The sequence below is a fragment of the Paenarthrobacter aurescens genome (assembly GCF_041549525.1).
GTDB classification, from domain to species: domain Bacteria; phylum Actinomycetota; class Actinomycetes; order Actinomycetales; family Micrococcaceae; genus Arthrobacter; species Arthrobacter aurescens.
Genome location: NZ_CP157456.1, coordinates 136,354 through 155,039, shown reverse-complemented (window position 1 = coordinate 155,039; position 18,686 = coordinate 136,354). Strand labels below are relative to the sequence as shown.

Here is an 18,686-nt window from a genome sequence, read left to right as displayed (position 1 = left end):
AACACCCCAAAACCCGCCAAACACCCAACAACCAACCCACGTGAAGCCCATCACACCACCAACAACCCCACCCAACCCCAACACCACCAGCCCCCGAACCCAAAGCCAACCACCGCCGTCGAACATCAAGACCTAACAACCAACCCACTGCCGTTAAACAGAACCGCTCCCCCACAAAAGTGAGAGAGCGTCCGGCAAAAACCCGAGGGATCTGAAAGACGGTCCGGTAAAAACCCAGGGGAAATGAGAGAGCGTCGGAGGGGGGTGAGCAGGGTTAGTGGCCCCCGTGGCCTCCGGCGCCTTCGGTCTTGCGCATCATGGCGCCGAGCACCACGGCAGCAACGGCGATAACGGTGGCTGCCAGGAATGCTGTCTGCATGCCGGCTACCTCGCCCGAAGACGCCGAAACCACAGCATAAATGGACACGAGCAAGGCCGTCCCAGCTGCACCGGAAACCTGCTGCGCGGTGCTGATGATCGCCGAACCGTGGGAGTAGAGGTGCGGCGGCAACGGGTTCAGGCCAGTGGTGAATGCAGGGGTGAACAGCATGGCGAGGCCAAGGCTCAGGGCGACGTGCAGGGCTATAACCCAGCCAAGCGAGCTTCCTTCATCCAGCCGGGAGAACTGCCAGAGGGTCAGAACCATCAGCACGGAACCAGTGACCGTCAGCGGGAGCGGACCCACTTTGTCGAAGATCCGGCCGATGACCGGCCCCAGCAAGCCCATGGCCAAACCGCCAGGCAGCAGAGCCAGGCCAGTCTCCAGCGGCTGCAAGTGCAGGGTGTTCTGGAGGTACAGCGGCAGGAGGATCACGCCGCCGAACAGCGCCATCATGGCAACCACCATCAGCAGCGTGGACACCGTGAACATACGGAACTTGAAAGCACGCAGATCCAGCAGCGGGGCGTCGGACTTCTGGAGTTTGAGCTGGCGGAAGACGAACAGTGCCAGGCAGAGGATGCCAACTACCAGTGCGATCACGGGAACCACTCCGGCCTCGGCCCCACCGATCTGACTCAGGCCGTACACCAGGCCACCAAATGCGGGCACTGTAAGGATCACCGAAGGGACGTCCAACGTGGTCTTCTCGCGTTCCCCCACGTTAGTGAGGTACTTGGCACCGATCGCGAACGCAGCCAAGGCAACGGGCAGCACGAACACGAACATGAACCGCCAGGAGAAGTTGTCCAGGATGATGCCGGAAACGGTGGGGCCCATGGCCGGAGCAACCGAGATGGCAATGCTCACGTTGCCCATGACCACACCACGCTTGGAAATCGGTACCAGTGTGAGGATGGTGGTCATCAGCAGCGGCAGCATGATGGCGGTACCACCGGCCTGAACAATGCGTGCCAGCAGCAACACCAGGAAACCCGGTGCCACTGCGGCCAGCAAAGTTCCACCGCTGAAGAGTCCCATGGCCAACATGAACGCACCGCGCGTACTCATCCGTTGCAGGATGAACCCGGTGGTGGGGATAACCACGGCCATGGTCAGCATGAAGCCAGTGGCCAGCCACTGCACGGTGGAGGCGCTCACCTGGAGGTCGACCATGAGCCGCTGGAGGGCTACGTTCATGATGGTCTCGTTGAGGATGACAACGAACGTTGCCACCAACAGCGTGACGATGACAGTGACGGATTCGCGTGACATCTTCCCGGACACTGGGCCGTTCGAGACCGGCGCTTGTGATTCCGGCACCACCGGTGGTGCCGCCTCTGCGGAGGTGACGGAGCCGGAAGCGCCCGATGCAGGCTTGCCGTTGGCGTCGGACGTGACGTCGGTAGACATGAGGATTCCCCAAGGTTTGGATTTGGTGTCCGGCGATCTGTGCCGGTGAAGACTAAAACAGTCTAAACGCCCATCCAATTCCCGTCAGGAGAAAAAATTCCAAACGCTAGGAGAACAATGGCGCGTTGTCGATCAGCCGCACCGGGCCCACCTTGGCTGCAATGATCGCCAGACCTTCACCACGGAAGGGTGTCTCCTTGCAGTTCTCCGCGAGCGGTTCCAGCGTGACAGGGTCAACGACGTCGAAATAGTCCAGTTCCACCAGCGGCTGGGAATCAACAAGGGCGACCGCGGACTCGAGATCAAGCGGTTCGTGCGCGTTTGCGCGGGATTCAATGAGGCGTAGAGCACGGGACAACACCAGTGCCGCAGCACGCTCGTCATCGGAAAGGAAGCGGTTGCGGCTGGAAAGAGCCAAGCCATCGTCACTACGAACAATCGGCACCGGAACAATCTCTACAGGAAAGTTCAGGTCCGCGACCATGCGCCTCACCAACGCCAACTGTTGTGCGTCCTTCTGCCCGAAGTAGGCGCGGTAGGCCGCCGTCGAGCCGTCCGCTGCAGCACCTCCCGGGAGCCCGTAGTGCAGCAGCTTGGCCACCACGGTCAGGGCGCCGTCGAAGTGTCCGGGGCGCGAGGCGCCTTCCCATTTTTCACCCAGCGGGCCGGCTGTCACCCGCACCAGCGGCTGGCCGCCGGGATAAACCTCGTCCACGGATGGCGCGAAGACCAGGTCCACGCCCTCGGCGTCAAGCAAGGCCATGTCCGCTTCAAGCGTGCGCGGGTAGCGGTCCAGGTCCACGGCGTCCCCGAACTGCAAGGGGTTGACGAAGACGGTGGCCACCACCACGTCATTCTCCGCCACGGCGGTACGGGCAAGTGCTGCGTGACCGGAATGCAGGGCCCCCATGGTGGGCACCAAGCCCTGGGAACTGCCACCCTTGGAGGCCAGCAGCCTGGCGCTTTCGGCCCGCAGTTCCGCCGCTGTAGTCACGAGTTTGATGGCCATGCTGTTCAGTTTCCTTCCGGAGCCTTGGGTTCGGCACCCAAGGCCTCGTCAATATCGTTCAGTTGTTCAGGGCGCAGCAGTCCGCGGTTTCCCGCCCTGCGTGCAGTGGCCCGCGCCATGGCCTGGTAGGCCGAAAGGACATCCCCGCCAGCACCGCCGTCGTACTCTTTCAGTGCCTGGGCGTGCGCGGAAACGGTACCCACATCCCCCCGCGCAACAGGTCCTGTCAACGCAGATTCGCCCGATGCCAGGGCGTTCTCAAGAGTGGCGCGCAACAGCGGACCAAGCATGGCCTCCGGGGTTTCGACGCCGATCTCCCGCAGCATCTGCGACGCCTGCGCCACCAGCGTGACCATGTGATTGGAACTGTGCGCAAGGGATGCGTGATAGAGGGTTCGATCGGCCTCAGCGATGGCCACGGGCTCCGCACCCATCTCCACCACCAGGGCCTGGGCGATCGGCAACATGGCGGCATCCGCTGTAACACCAAAAGTGCAATCCATGAGTCGTGTCAGGTCCAAACTCATGCCCGTGAAGGTCATGGCGGGGTGCAGGGCCAGCGGAATCGCACCCGCTGCCCGGACCGGGTTGAGGATTCCGACGCCGAACCGGCCTGACGTATGTGCCACCAGTTGCCCGGGCTGCCAGGCACCGAGCTTGGCCAGTCCCGCCACCAACTCACCCAAGGCGTCGTCAGGGACGGCCAGCAAAACCAGCTCGGAACGCTCCACAATGTCCTGGATCTCCAGGATCGGCACGCCGGGAAGCAGGTTCTCGGCACGCTCGCGGCTCGCCTCCGACACAGCAGAAACACCGACGACGGCGTGCTCGGCTGCGCGCAGAGCGGCACCCAATACGGCACCCACCTTGCCGGCGCCGATGATTCCGACGCCGAGTCGTCCTGGCCTAGCCATGGTGGTGTTCCTCCTGTTGGGGTGAAGTGCGGGGTGGTTCCGGCTGTGCGGGTTGTTCCGTAAGTGTGGCCGCGACCTCCGGGGCTTGCGGGGCAACCTGCGCCAGCCATTGTTCGCTGGTTTGCCGTTTCCGTGCCTCGCGGGCGCGGGCAGCCTGCTGGTCGAAAAGCTCCACAGCCTGCTCAACGCCGGCTTGGAACACCCTGGGAGAAACAGGACCGGCCGTGGTGTGGAGGACAAGATCAGCTACGCCGAAGCGCCTCGCCAACGGGCCCTGATGCAGTGCCATGGATTGCGTCCTCTGATGCGGAACCACCACCAACGTGTGCCACCAGCGTCCCGAGCGGATCAGCAAGGCAGTCTTAGTGGCAAGAAATCCGTTGCGGCGCCATCCCAACGGGGCCAACAACCGGGCGCCACGGGGAGTGGTGGTGAACTGGTCACCCGGCCCTGAGTCAGGTTTGGCCGCCCCAAGTCCATCCAACCCGTCAGTGAATACCCGTTCCGGATCCTCAACTCCAGGATCGGGCAGCACCAACGACATCATTTGCAGGACATCAGGCTTGAGGCCAACGGGAAGCAGCATGGTGCGGGAAGCACCTTCAGTAGAGCCGGACAGCCCGTAACCAGCCACATTCACAACCATCCGGTACCAGCCGAAGATCCTCCACAAGGGCGGCTGCGTGACCATGAGCGCCTGGATCCGTCCCGGAGGCAGAGTCTGTGCCTGGGTATCCAAAAGGCCGTATCGAAGACGGATGCCGTCCGGGGAAATTGCGGCCGTGAAGTTGTAGCCCTTATTGAAGGAGCTCCAGTACGCGGCGCCAATTCCCAGGATACCGGGGATGAGCGCCAGGAAAAGTGTCTGGTTCTGCGTGAATACGGAGACAGCCACCACCACGGCGGTACCAGCAAGGATTCCGACGGTCTGCTCGCTGAGCACCAATGATCCGATAAGCCGGGACGGGGGCACGGACAGCACAATATGCTCGGGAGCTTCCGGGACTTCCTCGGTCGACTCGGGCCCGGTCACTACCCCAGCGGCCCTTGCAAGGATGGTGGCACGCAGCTGTTTGGCCTGGTCCAGCGGAAGGTAAGCCAGCCGCACTGCCGACTCGCCGGCGTCGGCCACTTCAAACTTGAGTTCAGCAAGACCGAAAATCCGCGCCAAAAGCGGCTGCACAATGTCGATCGCCTGAACGCGATCCAAACGAGCCTGCCGTTGCTGCTTGAACAGGAATCCGGTATTGACCCGAACATACCCCTCCGCCACCTGGTAGCGCGTGAAGTACCAGCTGAGGATGAAACCGCCTACCGTCAGCAGCAACACCACGGCGCCGCCCGCAAGGAGCCACGGCACCCGCCCGCTGAGGTTCGGGTCCATCAGATCCCGGCCCTGCAACATCCTCTCAAAAGCGTCCCGGCCAAAGAAGAAGCCGACGGCGGCAAGCGCCACCCAGCCGCGAACGAACGGTGACGCTGGGTGGACGCGGTTCCAGTGGCCGTCGGCTGTTTGTTCCGGCTTGCCCGGAAGGCTGTCAGTGGCGTCGCTCTCCAGGCTCACAGCCCGGCCAGCCTGGCTTCTCCGCGAGCCGAAAGCTGCTCGCGCAAGCGTGCCCCTTCTGCTGAGGGGAGGCCAGGCAAGTGCGCATTGGTTCCCGCCGACGCCGTGTGAAGTTTGAGCGTGCACAGCCCCAGGCTGCGTTCAACAGGTCCCACCGCGACGTCCACGTATTGCATCCGGCCATAAGGGACCACCATGGTTCGCTGGAAGAAAATGCCGCGGCGAATAAGGAGGTCGTCGTCGCGCTCCGCGTAGCCGATTGCCCGCACCTGACGGGGAATCAGGACCAGCCGCCACAACGCCAACACCAGCATGACCGCCGGAACCGTAATCGCTAGCCACAGCGGCGGCCACCGCCACCATCCGAGCAAAACAAAAATCAGCGGCAAACTGAGGACCGCCAACATCACAATGTTGCCGATTGCCCATTCCACCAAGCGAACCGTGACGTACTTCGGGGAAACCCGAAGCCACTGGACACCGGGGGGATCAATCGCCTCGGTACGCATACTCGCCTTCACCTTTGGTTTCGCCGCGACGGGTCTCCGGTCCGGCCGTGCCACCTTCCAGATCCTCCGGCGGAATGCGGCAGAACCGCTCCACCACGAGTCCAACCACAATCATTACCACGCCGCCGCCGCCCATCAGCAGGGCGTTCCAAAGAATCCCTTCACCGCCGCGCAAACCACCAATGCGGAGAAGATCCGTGGCGATCCCCGCGTGCCAGCCCAGCAGCAGCGTACCGGCGTAGGCACAGGCCTGGGCCAGAATCAGGGTCCGCGCCGCCAGGATCGGATCAAGCAGCTTCTTCTTGTTGCCGTTCCTCCAACGAAGCACACGAACACCCATGATCAGCGTCAGCCCGGCAATGACCGCCATGGTGATGAGCGCAGAAACGGGCAGCACGGGCGTTGGCATGCTGAAACGGTTGGTAGCCACCGTAGCCAACCAACCAATGACGGCAGCAATGACGGCGATGAGCACCAGAACTACGGGGCGCATAGCCTTCATGGCTGCTCCACTGCTCCGGCAGCCGGCACACCGGCGACGTCACCAAAACCGTCGAAACGCCGGATGTCCGGCATGTCATCGGCGACGGCGGCCAGTTCAGCCACGCTTTGGCCGTTCAGTGTGGCATGCGGCTCCAGCAGGGACCACGGGTAGAGCACGAAAGCGCGCTCGGCTGCCCGCGGATGAGGAATGGTCAGAACCGGATCATCGCTGGTGACATCGCCGAACACGATCACGTCTACGTCCAGCGTCCGCGGACCCCAACGCACCTCCCGGGTGCGGTGATGCTTTTGCTCCACGGCATGGCAGTGCTTCAGCAGTTCCATAGGGCTCAGCGTGGTCTCCACAGCCATGACCATGTTCAGGAAATCAGGTTGGCCCTCCGGACCACCCACAGCTTTGGTTTGAACCACAGGGGAGACGCCAAGAAGGCGCACCTCAGGTGGGTCCACCAGATCCGCGACGGCGGTGGACAAGGTGTCGTTACGCTCCCCCAGGTTGCTGCCAAGGGCCAGAATGGCCTTGGTATAGCCGGACGTCATGATCGCTCCCGGTGGACGCTGACAGTGACGTCGCCGAAAGGGACCTCGATGGGTGCCTTGGGCTTGTGCACGGTGACATCCACGGCAGCCACGTTGTAGTTTTCCAGGATGCCCTCGGCAATCCTGACCGCCAGGCCCTCAATGAGGTTCAAGGGCTCACCCTCGATGTGCTTGGTAATCAGCTCCGCCACTTCGCCGTAGTGGGCCGTGTACTGCAGATCATCCGTCTCAGCAGCCTTGGTGAAGTCCGTATGCAGCACGGCGTCCACAACAAAGGGCTGGCCGTCACGGCGTTCAAAATCGAACACACCGTGATAACCGACGGCGGTGACGCCGGTGAGCGTGATCCTGTCCACAGCGGTATCCAATCAGCGGGAAATGCGGGCGGCGACCTTGACGGCGTCAAGGCTGGGGCCGACGTCGTGAACCCGAACAGCCCAGGCACCCTTGGTGGCGCTCAAAGCGGTAATGGCAGCGGTAGCGGCGTCGCGCTCCAAAGGTGCAGCGGACTTGCCGGCCACGGTGAGGAGGGAACCAAGGAAGCGCTTGCGGGAAGCGGCAACCATGACCTTGTGTCCCAGCGAGAAAAGGTGATCCAGATTCTTCAGGATCTCCCAGTTCTGGTCCTCGTTCTTGGAAAAACCAACACCCGGATCAATGATGATCTGCTCCGGCGCTACTCCCGCGGCATACAACTTGTCACGGACGCCGCTAAGCTCCGCCACCACGTCCTCCGTCACGTTGGTGTACTCTGTGAGGCTGTCCATGGTCAATGCATCGCCGCGGCGGTGCGTCAGGATGTACGGAACCTTGGTCCGCGCCACGAGTTCGGGCATATCCGGCTCAATCGTCAAACCGGAAACATCGTTAATGATGGCCGCACCCGCCTCAACTGCAGCCGCCGCGGTGGACGTGTGCATGGTGTCGATGCTGACCAGTGCGCCGGCCTTCACCAGCGCCTGGATCACGGGGATGACGCGACGCTGTTCCTCCTCAGGAGAAACCGGTTCAGCGCCCGAACGGGTGGATTCACCGCCGACGTCGATGATGTCCGCGCCTGCGTAAAACATCCGCAGGCCGAGCGCGATGGCAGTGTCCGGTGTCCGGTGAGTACCGCCGTCGCTAAAGGAATCCGGGGTGACATTGAGGATTCCCATGACGAGCGTGCGGTCCTTGGGCAGGTCCTCGAACCTGGCCGCTGGACGCGGTTTGCGGAGAATCGGCAACGGGCTTGTGGCCGGGCCGGTTCCGGGTGCTGCAGCGAGGGAGTCCATTGTGCTTACCTTCCGAGTATGAGGCTCATGGCCTCGGCGCGGGTGGCCGGGTCATGGAGTTGACCGCGCACCGCACTGGTGACGGTCTTTGCGCCGGGCTTGCGAATGCCGCGCATGGACATGCACATGTGTTCACATTCGACGACGACAATCGCACCGCGCGGGTTGAGGTGCTTCACCAGCGCCTCAACGATCTGAGTGGTGAGGCGTTCCTGCACCTGAGGCCGCCGCGCAAAGATATCCACCAAGCGCGCCAACTTACTCAAGCCGGTCACCTTGCCGTCATGTGACGGAATATAACCAACATGCGCCACTCCATGGAACGGCACCAAGTGATGCTCGCACGTCGAGTAGAAGGGAATGTCCTTCACCAGGACAAGCTCTTCATGGTCGAGGTCGAACGTGGTGGAGAGTACCTCCGCGGGATGCTGGTGGAGACCTGCAAAGACCTCGGCGTAAGCCTTGGCCACGCGCTTGGGCGTATCCAGGAGGCCCCCACGCTCAGGATCTTCACCAATTGCCAGGAGAATCTCGCGAACAGCCGCTTCAATGCGCGGGCGGTCCACCTTATGGCCGTGCGTGGAGCCCGCGGCGGAACCGTGGGCGGCGGCGAGGTCGTCGTCGTCGAAATGAGTCACAGCAGAAAGCTTAGCCGTGATGCGGGTGGTCGTTGCCGCCGTCGGGGCGCGGGGCCTGGAATGAATCCTGGCTGCTGACCCCCTGAGCGTGTGGCGCCACGACGTCCAAAGGCTCGTCCAGACGGGCCTTCTTGGCCTCTTCCTGGGCTTCGCGTTCAGCCTTCTCAGCGCGCGATTCCACCGGCGGGATGGACTGTACCGGGCGGGATTCCTTGGACAGCCAGATCTCGCGGAAATCGCGCTTCCGGATGTCGTGGAAGATCTCGGCGATCTCGGCCTGGTTCAAGGTTTCGCGTTCCAGCAATTCCAGGGCCAGACGATCCAGGACATCCCGGTTTTCCGTCAGGATGGCGTAAGCCTCATCATGCGCCTGGTCGATCAAACGGCGTACTTCCTCGTCCACAACGTAGGCGATCTGATCGGAGAAGTTGCGCTCCTGAGCGGCGTCGCGGCCGAGGAACGGCTCACCGCCGCCCTGGCCAAGCTTCACCGCACCCACACGCTCGCTCATGCCGTACTGGGTGACCATCTTGCGAGCCGTGGCAGTGGCCTTCTCAATGTCATTGGAAGCACCTGTAGAGGGATCGTGGAACACAATCTCCTCAGCAACGCGGCCGCCCATGGCGTAGGCCATCTGGTCAAGCAGCTCGTTGCGGGTGACCGAGTATTTGTCGTCCTCGGGAATCACCATGGTGTAGCCGAGAGCGCGTCCTCGGGGAAGGATAGTGATCTTGGTGACCGGAGCCGAGTTACGCAACGCGGCAGCAACCAGCGCATGGCCGCCCTCGTGGTACGCGGTGATCTTACGCTCAAGCTCCTTCATGACGCGGCTGCGCTTCTGCGGGCCTGCCATGACACGGTCAATTGCCTCGTCCAACGCGCGGTCATCGATCAGGTTGGCATTGGACCGGGCAGTCAGCAATGCAGCCTCGTTGAGGACGTTGGCCAGGTCCGCACCCGTGTAACCGGGGGTCTTCTTGGCAACACTCTTCAGATCAATCCCCTGGGCCATCGGCTTACCCTTGGCGTGAACGTTGAGGATCTGTTCGCGGCCAATCATGTCGGGCGCTTCCACGGTGATCTGGCGATCAAAACGGCCCGGGCGCAACAGCGCGGGGTCCAGAACGTCAGGCCTGTTGGTGGCGGCAATGAGGATCACGTTGGTTTTGACGTCAAACCCGTCCATCTCAACAAGGAGCTGGTTCAGGGTCTGCTCGCGCTCATCATTTCCGCCGCCGATGCCGGCACCGCGGTGACGTCCAACGGCGTCGATTTCATCAACGAAGATGATGGCCGGGGAACTTGCCTTGGCCTGTTCGAAAAGGTCGCGGACACGGGAAGCGCCAACACCGACGAACATTTCAACAAAGTCCGAGCCGGAGATGGAGAAGAAGGGGACGCCCGCCTCACCGGCAACAGCGCGGGCCAGAAGCGTCTTACCGGTACCTGGAGGACCGTAGAGCAGCACACCCTTGGGGATCTTGGCCCCCACGGCCTGGAACTTGGCCGGCTCCTGAAGGAACTCCTTGATTTCCTGGAGCTCTTCCACAGCTTCGTCAGCACCGGCAACGTCAGAGAAGGTCACCTGCGGCATGTCCTTGTTGACCAGCTTGGCCTTGGACTTGCCGAACTGCATCACCTTGGAGCCGCCGCCCTGCATGCGGGACAGCAGGAACCAGAACAGTACACCCAGGAGCAGTACAGGAATCAGCAAGGAGAACAGGCCGGAGAACCAGTTGTTCTCCACCGGCTGATCCGTGAAGCCCTTGTCCGGGTTGGCGTTGGTAACAGCCTTGACCACATCCGGACCGCGATCCGTGACGTAGAAGAACTGCACGTTCTTGCCCTTGTCCTGGCCATCCAGGTTCAGGTTGTCCTTAAGCACCAGATCGACGCGGTTCTCGGCGTCGAATATCTTGGCCTGCTCAACCTTTCCGCTTTGGGAAAGGAGTTCCAGGCCCTCTTTGGTGTCAATGCGCGTGGAACCGCCCGGAGCCAGTGTTGCGAATGCCACCAGGAGCAAGCCAACGACGACAACAATCCAGATGCCCGGGCCCTTGAAGAAACTCTTAGCTTTCATCTGATCGGGGTTTTGCCCCGTCCCTCCTGGTAGTGCTGCAAGGCGCAACTTCTGCGCGCGAGTGGTGCTGCTTCAGTTTCAAGCTATACACCGTTCCCAGTAATTCACGCATTGGAAAGTGCAAAAGTTCCCTCTGGGCGTACACAGGATACTCGTGTTGGGTTTGCTGGAACAGGGGTTTTGCGTAGTTCCGGTGCTGTTGCGGGCTATTGGCCGGGGGCTGGCGCACCCACTCCCGCCACCCGCACCCGTAACCACTGGCGCGGATGGCGGGAACGGGTGCGGGCCTGGTGAACGTGGGGCGCGAACGGCGGAAAGGGGTGCAGGAATGCATTGGTGCTGGCTGCACTCGCCCGCGATTTGGGTGGCAACGGGGGTGGATTCCTGCCTACGATCCCTCGTGTTTTCCACATAGCTCGGATTTTCCACATAGCTCGGTCGGGTGCTTTCGACTTCGCAGAGAACCGGCAAACGTGGAACCTATGGTCATTTCGGAACTCATACTTGCTTCAGATGCGACGCGCATCGGACAGGACGCGCGCCACCTTGCCAAGCAGGCCAAACGGGGCGAGCTTGTTCGGGTTCGACGGGGCGCCTACATTCGCGCTGCCTACTGGGCGGAATTGAACGAGCGCCAGCGGCATGGACTTCAAGCTGCTGCACTGGTCAATGCCGCCAGGACACCGCCCATCTTTAACCTCCAGACGGCTTCGCTCCTGTGGGGCCTGGGCATCCTGAGTACGCCGAAGCGTTTATGCACCGTTACTGATGACCCCAGAGGTGGCAGGTCGAAGCATGGAATCCGGAGAAGCTTGGGCTCCCTTGATAGCGGGGTGGCCCAACTGGGCGATTTCCAGGTCACAGACAAGGCGCGCACCACAGTAGAGCTGGCCGCTGCGCTGAACTTTGCTGACGCATTGGCCGTTGTGGACTCCAGCCGACGAAATCAAAGGTGGGGCGATGCTCTCGAGGCCGGCAATTGGGCTAAGGACAGGGCGTGGGGTCCGCCGGCCCGCATGGACGAACTGGCTGAAGCTGTCTCCGCTCTCAGCAGTGCCTCGAGGAAACGACGTGCCCAATCGGTTCTGGATCTCTCTTCAGAAAAGTCCGAGTCGGTGGGTGAATCCATGAGTCGAGCCCAAATGATTTTGCTCAACTTCCCCATGCCCAGCCTCCAAGGCTCTTTTACGCTGAGAAACGGACGAACAGCCCGAACTGACTTCTGGTGGCGCGAACTTGATCTTGTGGGGGAATTCGATGGTCACGGAAAGTACCTGAGACAAGAGCTACGAGGAAACCAGACCATCCAACAGGCCGTCCTGGCGGAGAAGGACCGTGAAAACGGATTGCGGGCTCTGGGCCTCACTGTTGTTCGCTGGGACTGGTCCGACATGATGAACCCACGTGTGTTCGCGCGCATTCTGAACGACGGCGGTCTTCGCTCCCTGCGCGCGGCGTAAAGCACCCAACTGAGTCAGGCTGCGACTGGAAGGACCAGCAGGTAACCAGTGGGCAGGTCAGAGCTCCAGCGCCGGGGCTCGCGGACAACAAACTGTGCGGCCAACTGCTCCGGCGTAAGCAGGCTGTTGGGCTCCGGAGAAGGACCCCACTGTCCACTGCCGTAAGGGTAGAGCGGATCCAGGACGCGAACCCCAGTCACCTGGAACTCCGGGAACTGAGCAGGATCACCCACGGACTCAAAGCCGCTCATCACCCACGCATGCCGGCCGCTCCACATGACCAGCCCCACCGGGCGCCCAGTTTCGGCTATTGCACGCGACGCCGTCTGCAACGCGTCCTCGTAGCCCGCAATACTGACCACCGAGTAGGGGCCCATTCCAACTTCGGTCAACACCTGCGCCCAGCCCCGGGGGTTTGCACCGTTGAAAGAATTCGAAGACCGTGCACGGGCCATCTCCCACAGCTCACTTTGCTGCGCGGAGGACGTCCAGGTTCCGCCTCCGGTGTCATCAATGAGGTTATGCGCCATTTGGATGCTCGCCGCTACACACCAGTCGAAGGTGTACTGCGGGACAAAGTCTCCCTCTTGGTAAAGGTTCAGGGCAAAAGCCTGAGGCACAGCGGGTGGAGGAGGTGCGGGCTGCGGCGGTACCGGATTTTGGGTGGCGCTCGTTGACGGCACAGCTTCGACTGCATCCGTGGTTGACGGAGCGGAAGAGGACGCAGGTGACTGCCCGGCATCGGTCTCAGTGAGATCGACCGCAGGAGTGCAGGCCGTGAGGAGAGTCGCCATGACGGCGAGCCACGTCAAGAGACGGGCGGGAGCACCGGTCATGGTTCAGTTTAGCGCGAGGGCTACCCGCAGCGGCAGGGTGCACGAACCCTAACCACCGCACCCGCTACCGCCCAGCGCACCCCTTAAGCGCCAACACCGCACCCACTCCCGCCACACGCACCAGAGGTTACGGGCGCGAAGAGCGGAAAAGGTAGCGGCACCAAGAAACGCCACCACAGCCAAATGGAACACCACCACCCGCAGCGGCAGGGTGCACGAACCCTAACCACCGCACCCGCTACCGCCCAGCGCACCCCTTAAGCGCCAACACCGCACCCACTACCGCCACAGGCACCAGAGGTTACGGGCGCGAAGAGCGGAAAAGGTAGCGGCGTAAAGAAGTGATCAGTGCGAACCCGCAGCGGCAGGGGTGCACGAACCCTAACCACCGCACCCGCTACCGCCCAGCGCACCCCTTAAGCGCCAACACCGCACCCACTCCCGCCACACGCACCAGAGGTTACGGGCGCGAAGAGCGGAAAAGGTAGCGGCGGCGGGCCCGGGAAGACCCGGGAAAACGGAGTGCTTTACTCGTAAACGTGCGGGGCCAAGGTGCCCACGAAGTCCAGGTTGCGGTACTTCTCGGCGTAGTCGAGGCCGTAGCCCACAACGAATTCGTTGGGGATGTCGTAGCCGACGTACTTGACGTCGATTTCCACCTTGGCGGCGGTGGGCTTGCGGAAAGCCGTGCAAATTTCGACGCTCGCCGTGCCACGGGATTCAAGGTTGGACTTAAGCCAGGACAGGGTCAGGCCGGAGTCGATGATGTCCTCCACAATCAGGACATCCTTGCCCATGAGGTCGGTGTCGAGGTCCTTGAGGATCCGGACAACACCGGAGGACTGGGTACCGGACCCGTAGGACGAAACAGCCATCCAGTCCATGCTGACGTGGCTGTGCAGGGCACGTGCCAGGTCAGCCATGACCATGACCGCACCCTTAAGGACACCGACAATGAGGATGTCGCGGCCTTCGTAGTCTTTGTCGATCTGCGCCGCAAGTTCCGCGATACGCGTCTGGATTTGCTCTTTGGTGTAAAGAACGTGCTTGAGATCTGCCTGGACGTCGTTTGAATCCACCAATGGCTCCTGTTTTGATGCTCGGTGCGGCTACTGTTGGGACGGTTTCTGATGCCGGAATACTAGCTTCCCACAGGGGGAGGCCTGTCGGGGAACGCTGTCAGCGGCAGCGCCCGCCGGAACAGCACGTTCCTGCTCCAGATCACTGAGGGATAAACGGAACACACTGACGTGGCCGGGAAGCTCAACGGGACCCGCGGAGCCTTGCCGCCGCAGCAGCGCTTCCGCAGCGTGGAGGCGCCCGTAGCCGGGTTGTTGACCTCCGACGTCGGCCGCTGCTTTGGCGATGACACGGAACCTCAGCGCTGCGGGCAGCTCGCGGACGGCGTCCTCCGGTAGCCAGATGCCGCCCTCCATGGGCTGGACCAGTGAGAGATAGGTCTCGCTGGCGAGTTCTTCAAGGAAGTCGGCGTCCTGCTGCAGGATTGCGGCCGTCCTGGCAAGTGACTCTGCAACTCCGGGGCCGAGCTTTTCTTCCAACACGGGCATGACTTCAACACGTGTCCGGGACCTGGCGAACGCGGGATCTGAATTACTGGGATCGTGCCAGGGAGAGAGCTCCTCCACCCGGCAGATTTCCAGGGTTTCCTGGCGACGAAGGCCAAGGAAGGGCCGGAGCAGGCGTCCGCGAACGGGCCGCATACCAGCCAGTGAGCGCGTTCCGGATCCACGGGCCAAGCCCAGAAGTACCTGCTCGGCTTGGTCGTCAAGGGTGTGGCCGAGCAGGATCGCATCGCATCCGAGCTGGTCCGCAGCCGTTTCCAACGCCGCATGACGGGCATCCCTGGCCGCAGCCTCCGGCCCAAAACCCGTGGCGGCGACTTCCACAGTGCGTACCTCCACCGGAGACAGGCCCAGTTCACGCAGCATTGCGGCGGTTCGGGACGCGACTTCGGCTGAGCCCTCCTGCAGCTGATGATCCACCACCACTCCGGCAACGGAAACCGGATGGCCGTCCACATGACCCCGCCTGGCGAAATAGGAGGCTATGGCTGCCAATGCCAACGAATCAGGCCCTCCGCTGCAGGCCACCAGGACATGCGAGGGGTACCCGGCGGAGGCCAAGGCGTTCTGCAACTGCTTGCGTGCCTTGCCGACCACCGGCGCCAAACGCCCGGGCCGGCGTCGACCTTTAGCTGCGGAACCGATGGCGGACCCGCCGGTGGAGCCACCTACGGAACCAGAATCAGCAGGAACGCTCAAAGCCCCATCCGCTCAAGCCACAGCTTGGAGTTGTGGATCTCATCCTCGGTTGGCAGGTACTCGGCGGACTCCCACACGCGGTTGAAGCCGTCCATGCCAGCCACAGCAACCACTTCACGGACGAACTTGGCGCCATCGGTGTACTGGCGCATCTTGGCATCCAGGCCAAGGACGTTGCGGATGAACTTCTCCACCACACCGCGGTCCTTGCCGCGCTCGTTGAAGCGCTGGCGGATGGTCTTCACGGAAGGAACAATGCTCGAATCCACGGCATCCATCACCACGTTGGCATGCCCCTCAAGCAGGCTCATCACAGCTGTTATGTGGGACAGGGACGCCTTTTCCTCAGGGTTCTGCAGGAGGTCCAGAATGGCGCCACGGCCCGGTGTCTTCTCTGAGGGGTTGCGGTCCCGCAGGGATTTGGCCGCGGCGCTGGCGCGTTCAACCAAAGTATCCATGTTGCCCAGGAGGTTTCCGCTGAGCTTCTCGATCTCGTCCAGCATGTGGTGCCGGAGCCACGGTGCGGCCGCAAACTGGACACGGTGCGTTTGCTCGTGCAGGCAAACCCAAAGGCGGAAGTCATCTGGATGGACGTTGAGTTCCCGCTCGACGGAGATGATGTTCGGCGCCACCAACAGGAGCCTGCCGCCCGGGGGCACGTTGGAATCCGGGGCCAAGGCAGCAAAAGGATCGTACTGGCCGAGGACTTTGCTGGAGAGGAAGGAGAGGACCGCGCCGAGCTGGGCGCCGGTGATGGCACCGCTTGCAGCAGCCGCGGCCGGAGTCATGGCCGCTGGGCTGCGGCTTTCCAGCATTTTCTTCAGAGCCGGTTGCAGCATCACCGCGAAGCTCTGTGTGTTGGCCTTGGACCACGAGGCACGGTCCACCACCAGGACGTGCGAGTCACGCAGGTCCCTGGCGGCGTCCAGGCCGGTGATGTCGTGCACGTGCGGGACGGAGATATCCGCGTTGAAGCGCAGATTGTCCACGGCCTTGCCGATCTCCCCGGCGCTTAGCTCCGGACCGGGAGGGGCAAGCCGGGCAGCCGTAGAGGCGGCCAGGTCCCAATTGATCAGGGACGGGGCCCCTGCTGACGAATCTCGGGCAGATGACACCATACGGTCCATCAGAACACATACAACTGACAGTGAGCCTTAAGTTCGCTCCGCGCTGAGGAATCAGCCTTGGCATCCGCACTCGGCCAGCACTGACGCCGAACGATCCATGGCCACTTTGTTACCGGCGGCGCCGGGGTCCAGTCCATTACCTATAAAGGAGAACACCAGCAGCCGCCCGTCAGCATCCACCACGTAACCGCTCAGCGCGATCACAGTGTTCAACGTCCCGGTCTTGGCACGGACCAGGCCGGCGCCCTGGGACGTGCCCGCATCCACGTACCTGTCTCCCAGGGTCCCGGTAAGACCGGCCACCGGGAAACCGTCCAGCGCGGTCCGCAAAGCAGGATCCGGTCCGCTGGTGATGGCGCGGACCACCTCAGCAAACTGGTGCGCGGTGACCTGATTTTCCAGGGCCAGGCCGGAAACATCGGCCAACAGCATCGAATCCGTGGCGATCCCCAACTCCCCCAGCCTTTGCCGCACGGCTGCCGTGGCGCCGTCGTACGTTCCAGCCTGACCGGACGCCAGTGCGGTCATCCGGCCCAGTGCTTCGGCGAGGAAGTTGTCCGAGGATTCGAGCATGAGGTCCACTTGCTCGCTGACGGTGGCGGATTCAGCGGCAGCGAACACTTTGGCGGGGAGGCCTTTGCCGCGTTCGACGCCGGGACTCACCGCTACGCCGGCAGCCGCCAACTGCCCGGCGAACGCTTGGGCGGTGGTGATGGCGGAATCCTGCGGCCGGGGTCCGGTGAGAACATCCGGGGCGTAGCGGCCTGAGTTCAACGCCAAGGAGAAGAGCGGTGCGGTTTCCCCGGCGGCCACATCATCCAGGCTCCATGCCGGGTTGAGCACAGCGCCGCTGAACAGTGAGTCGTCAACCTGCACGGTAATCGGCCCGTTCACCCCGGCGGCGGTCAAAGCGGCAGCAGTGTCCGCAGCCAAGGACGCCAGCCCGGCCCGGCCAAGAACGGCAGCGGGATCGGAAGCGCCGGAGCCCAACAGCACGTCCCCTCCCCCGGTCAGTACCACTGTGGAGGGGTTCTCTGAGGCAAGGACGCGGGTGGTGAACCGTGACTCGGGACCGAGCGCCTTCAAGGCTGCAACGGCGGTGAGGAGCTTCATGTTCGAGGCAGGGATGCGGTTGGCATTGGCGTCCCGGTCAAAGAGGACCTGGCCTGTGGATGCGTCCATCACCACGCCGCTGATGCTGCCTGCGCCATCGGGTTTGAGAGTGGCATCAAGGAGTTTTGCCACCTGGGCCGGCACGGGAACAGGCGCCTGCGCATCCAACGGAGCCACACTTGTGACGTCCGACAGTTGGTCAGGCACCGTTTGCCATGCGGGAACCGAAGGCACGGGTTTTGGTGCACTCAGCAACCCGGGAAACATGCCCGCCACCACTACGGCGCCGAGGCACAGCAACACAGTGGTCAGCAGCAATGGCCATGTAAAGCGCCCCCACGCCGAGGCCGCCCACTTGCGGGCACCCCCTTTTTTAACGCCCATCATGGAAGTTGCTTGGTCCTGTCAGTCCTGAAATGTCCCCGCCGGTTCAAGAAACCCGGGCCTCTCGCTATATCCTCAATAGTAGTCGGCGGCGCCGGCCGCGCTTTTTGCGTGCCGCGCCCCACCCACCCCCGTCAAGGAGCATTCCATGAAGCACGACGTGACCATCGAGATCCCCAAGGGATCGCGCGTCAAGTACGAAGTTGACCACGAAACCGGCCGTGTCCGCCTGGACCGCGTCCTGTTCACCTCCATGCAGTACCCCACGCACTACGGTTTCTTTGAGAACACCTTGGGCGAAGACGGCGATCCGCTGGACGCATTGGTGCTCCTCCAGGACTTCGATCTCCACCCGGGCGTCATTGTTGAATCCCGCCCCATCGGCGTCTTCAACATGACCGACGACGGCGGCGGAGACGCCAAGGTCCTCTGCGTTCCTGTTGATGCACGGTTCGATCACATCCAGGAAGTCAGCGATGTCAGCGAATTCCTGATCAAGGAAATCGAGCACTTCTTCACTCGTTATAAGGACCTGGAGCCCGGCAAGTGGGTCAAGGCTGAAGGCTGGGGCGACCGCGCCGCTGCCGAAGCCGAGCTGGAAGCTTCCATCAAGCGTTACGTTCCGGCAGCACACTAGTCACACCCTGATTCAGGCCCGAC

Annotated in this window: 18 protein-coding genes; 2 read left to right on the top strand and 16 right to left on the bottom strand. The window is 62.5% G+C overall.

The annotated features are described in order from the left end of the window. Positions 1–274: 274 nt before the first annotated feature. The 11 genes from ABI796_RS00790 to ftsH form a co-directional block, all read right to left on the bottom strand. Entirely contained in the window at positions 275–1,792 is a 1,518-nt protein-coding gene (locus tag ABI796_RS00790; protein WP_141286614.1) for a DHA2 family efflux MFS transporter permease subunit, read from the bottom strand. Between the two features lie 106 nt (positions 1,793–1,898). Then, positions 1,899–2,801 (bottom strand): pantoate--beta-alanine ligase, encoded by a 903-nt coding sequence (gene panC / locus ABI796_RS00785; protein ID WP_141286616.1) that lies wholly within the window; start codon positions 2,799–2,801, stop codon positions 1,899–1,901. A 5-nt stretch (positions 2,802–2,806) separates the two neighbouring features. Continuing rightward, on the bottom strand, positions 2,807–3,715 hold the full coding sequence (locus ABI796_RS00780) for a Rossmann-like and DUF2520 domain-containing protein (RefSeq protein WP_141286618.1): 909 nt from the start codon (positions 3,713–3,715) through the stop codon (positions 2,807–2,809). Then, the gene (locus ABI796_RS00775; protein ID WP_141286620.1) at positions 3,708–5,279 is read right to left on the bottom strand and encodes a PH domain-containing protein; all 1,572 of its coding nucleotides are present in this window, start codon (positions 5,277–5,279) and stop codon (positions 3,708–3,710) included. The genes ABI796_RS00780 and ABI796_RS00775 overlap by 8 nt, the downstream gene beginning before the upstream one ends. After that, positions 5,276–5,788: a PH domain-containing protein gene (locus ABI796_RS00770; RefSeq protein ID WP_141286622.1), complete on the bottom strand. Its 513-nt coding sequence runs from the start codon at positions 5,786–5,788 to the stop codon at positions 5,276–5,278. Before ABI796_RS00770 ends, ABI796_RS00775 begins: the two co-directional genes overlap by 4 nt. Next, complete coding sequence (locus ABI796_RS00765) at positions 5,769–6,290, bottom strand: DUF3180 domain-containing protein (protein ID WP_141286624.1); 522 nt, start codon at positions 6,288–6,290, stop codon at positions 5,769–5,771. Before ABI796_RS00765 ends, ABI796_RS00770 begins: the two co-directional genes overlap by 20 nt. Next, positions 6,287–6,832, bottom strand: coding sequence for a 2-amino-4-hydroxy-6-hydroxymethyldihydropteridine diphosphokinase (gene folK, locus ABI796_RS00760; protein ID WP_141286626.1), 546 nt, complete (start codon positions 6,830–6,832; stop codon positions 6,287–6,289). The genes ABI796_RS00765 and folK overlap by 4 nt, the downstream gene beginning before the upstream one ends. After that, entirely contained in the window at positions 6,829–7,188 is a 360-nt protein-coding gene (folB, locus tag ABI796_RS00755) for a dihydroneopterin aldolase (protein WP_141286628.1), read from the bottom strand. Before folB ends, folK begins: the two co-directional genes overlap by 4 nt. A gap of 12 nt (positions 7,189–7,200) precedes the next feature. Next, complete coding sequence (gene folP / locus ABI796_RS00750; protein ID WP_141286630.1) at positions 7,201–8,106, bottom strand: dihydropteroate synthase; 906 nt, start codon at positions 8,104–8,106, stop codon at positions 7,201–7,203. Between the two features lie 5 nt (positions 8,107–8,111). Beyond that, complete coding sequence (gene folE / locus ABI796_RS00745; protein ID WP_141286632.1) at positions 8,112–8,744, bottom strand: GTP cyclohydrolase I FolE; 633 nt, start codon at positions 8,742–8,744, stop codon at positions 8,112–8,114. A gap of 10 nt (positions 8,745–8,754) precedes the next feature. Next, entirely contained in the window at positions 8,755–10,824 is a 2,070-nt protein-coding gene (gene ftsH / locus ABI796_RS00740) for an ATP-dependent zinc metalloprotease FtsH (protein WP_141286634.1), read from the bottom strand. A 482-nt stretch (positions 10,825–11,306) separates the two neighbouring features. Here ftsH and ABI796_RS00735 point away from each other — a divergent pair, with 482 nt between their 5' ends. Beyond that, the gene (locus ABI796_RS00735; protein ID WP_141286636.1) at positions 11,307–12,284 is read left to right on the top strand and encodes a type IV toxin-antitoxin system AbiEi family antitoxin domain-containing protein; all 978 of its coding nucleotides are present in this window, start codon (positions 11,307–11,309) and stop codon (positions 12,282–12,284) included. A gap of 14 nt (positions 12,285–12,298) precedes the next feature. Here ABI796_RS00735 and ABI796_RS00730 read toward each other — a convergent pair whose 3' ends face one another. The 5 genes from ABI796_RS00730 to dacB all read right to left on the bottom strand — a co-directional run bounded on the left by ABI796_RS00730 (position 12,299) and on the right by dacB (position 18,026). Beyond that, on the bottom strand, positions 12,299–13,120 hold the full coding sequence (locus tag ABI796_RS00730) for a hypothetical protein (RefSeq protein ID WP_141286638.1): 822 nt from the start codon (positions 13,118–13,120) through the stop codon (positions 12,299–12,301). A gap of 527 nt (positions 13,121–13,647) precedes the next feature. Beyond that, positions 13,648–14,199 (bottom strand): hypoxanthine phosphoribosyltransferase, encoded by a 552-nt coding sequence (gene hpt / locus ABI796_RS00725; RefSeq protein ID WP_011772910.1) that lies wholly within the window; start codon positions 14,197–14,199, stop codon positions 13,648–13,650. Positions 14,200–14,229: 30 nt separating this feature from the next. Next, on the bottom strand, positions 14,230–15,276 hold the full coding sequence (gene tilS / locus ABI796_RS00720) for a tRNA lysidine(34) synthetase TilS (RefSeq protein WP_141282992.1): 1,047 nt from the start codon (positions 15,274–15,276) through the stop codon (positions 14,230–14,232). Between the two features lie 122 nt (positions 15,277–15,398). Further along, positions 15,399–16,520, bottom strand: a complete 1,122-nt coding sequence (locus ABI796_RS00715; RefSeq protein ID WP_141282993.1) for a zinc-dependent metalloprotease — start codon at positions 16,518–16,520, stop codon at positions 15,399–15,401. A 60-nt stretch (positions 16,521–16,580) separates the two neighbouring features. Then, positions 16,581–18,026: a D-alanyl-D-alanine carboxypeptidase/D-alanyl-D-alanine-endopeptidase gene (gene dacB / locus ABI796_RS00710; protein WP_141282994.1), complete on the bottom strand. Its 1,446-nt coding sequence runs from the start codon at positions 18,024–18,026 to the stop codon at positions 16,581–16,583. Positions 18,027–18,174: 148 nt separating this feature from the next. Here dacB and ABI796_RS00705 point away from each other — a divergent pair, with 148 nt between their 5' ends. Then, the gene (locus tag ABI796_RS00705; protein WP_024818962.1) at positions 18,175–18,663 is read left to right on the top strand and encodes an inorganic diphosphatase; all 489 of its coding nucleotides are present in this window, start codon (positions 18,175–18,177) and stop codon (positions 18,661–18,663) included. The last annotated feature ends 23 nt before the right edge of the window (positions 18,664–18,686 follow it).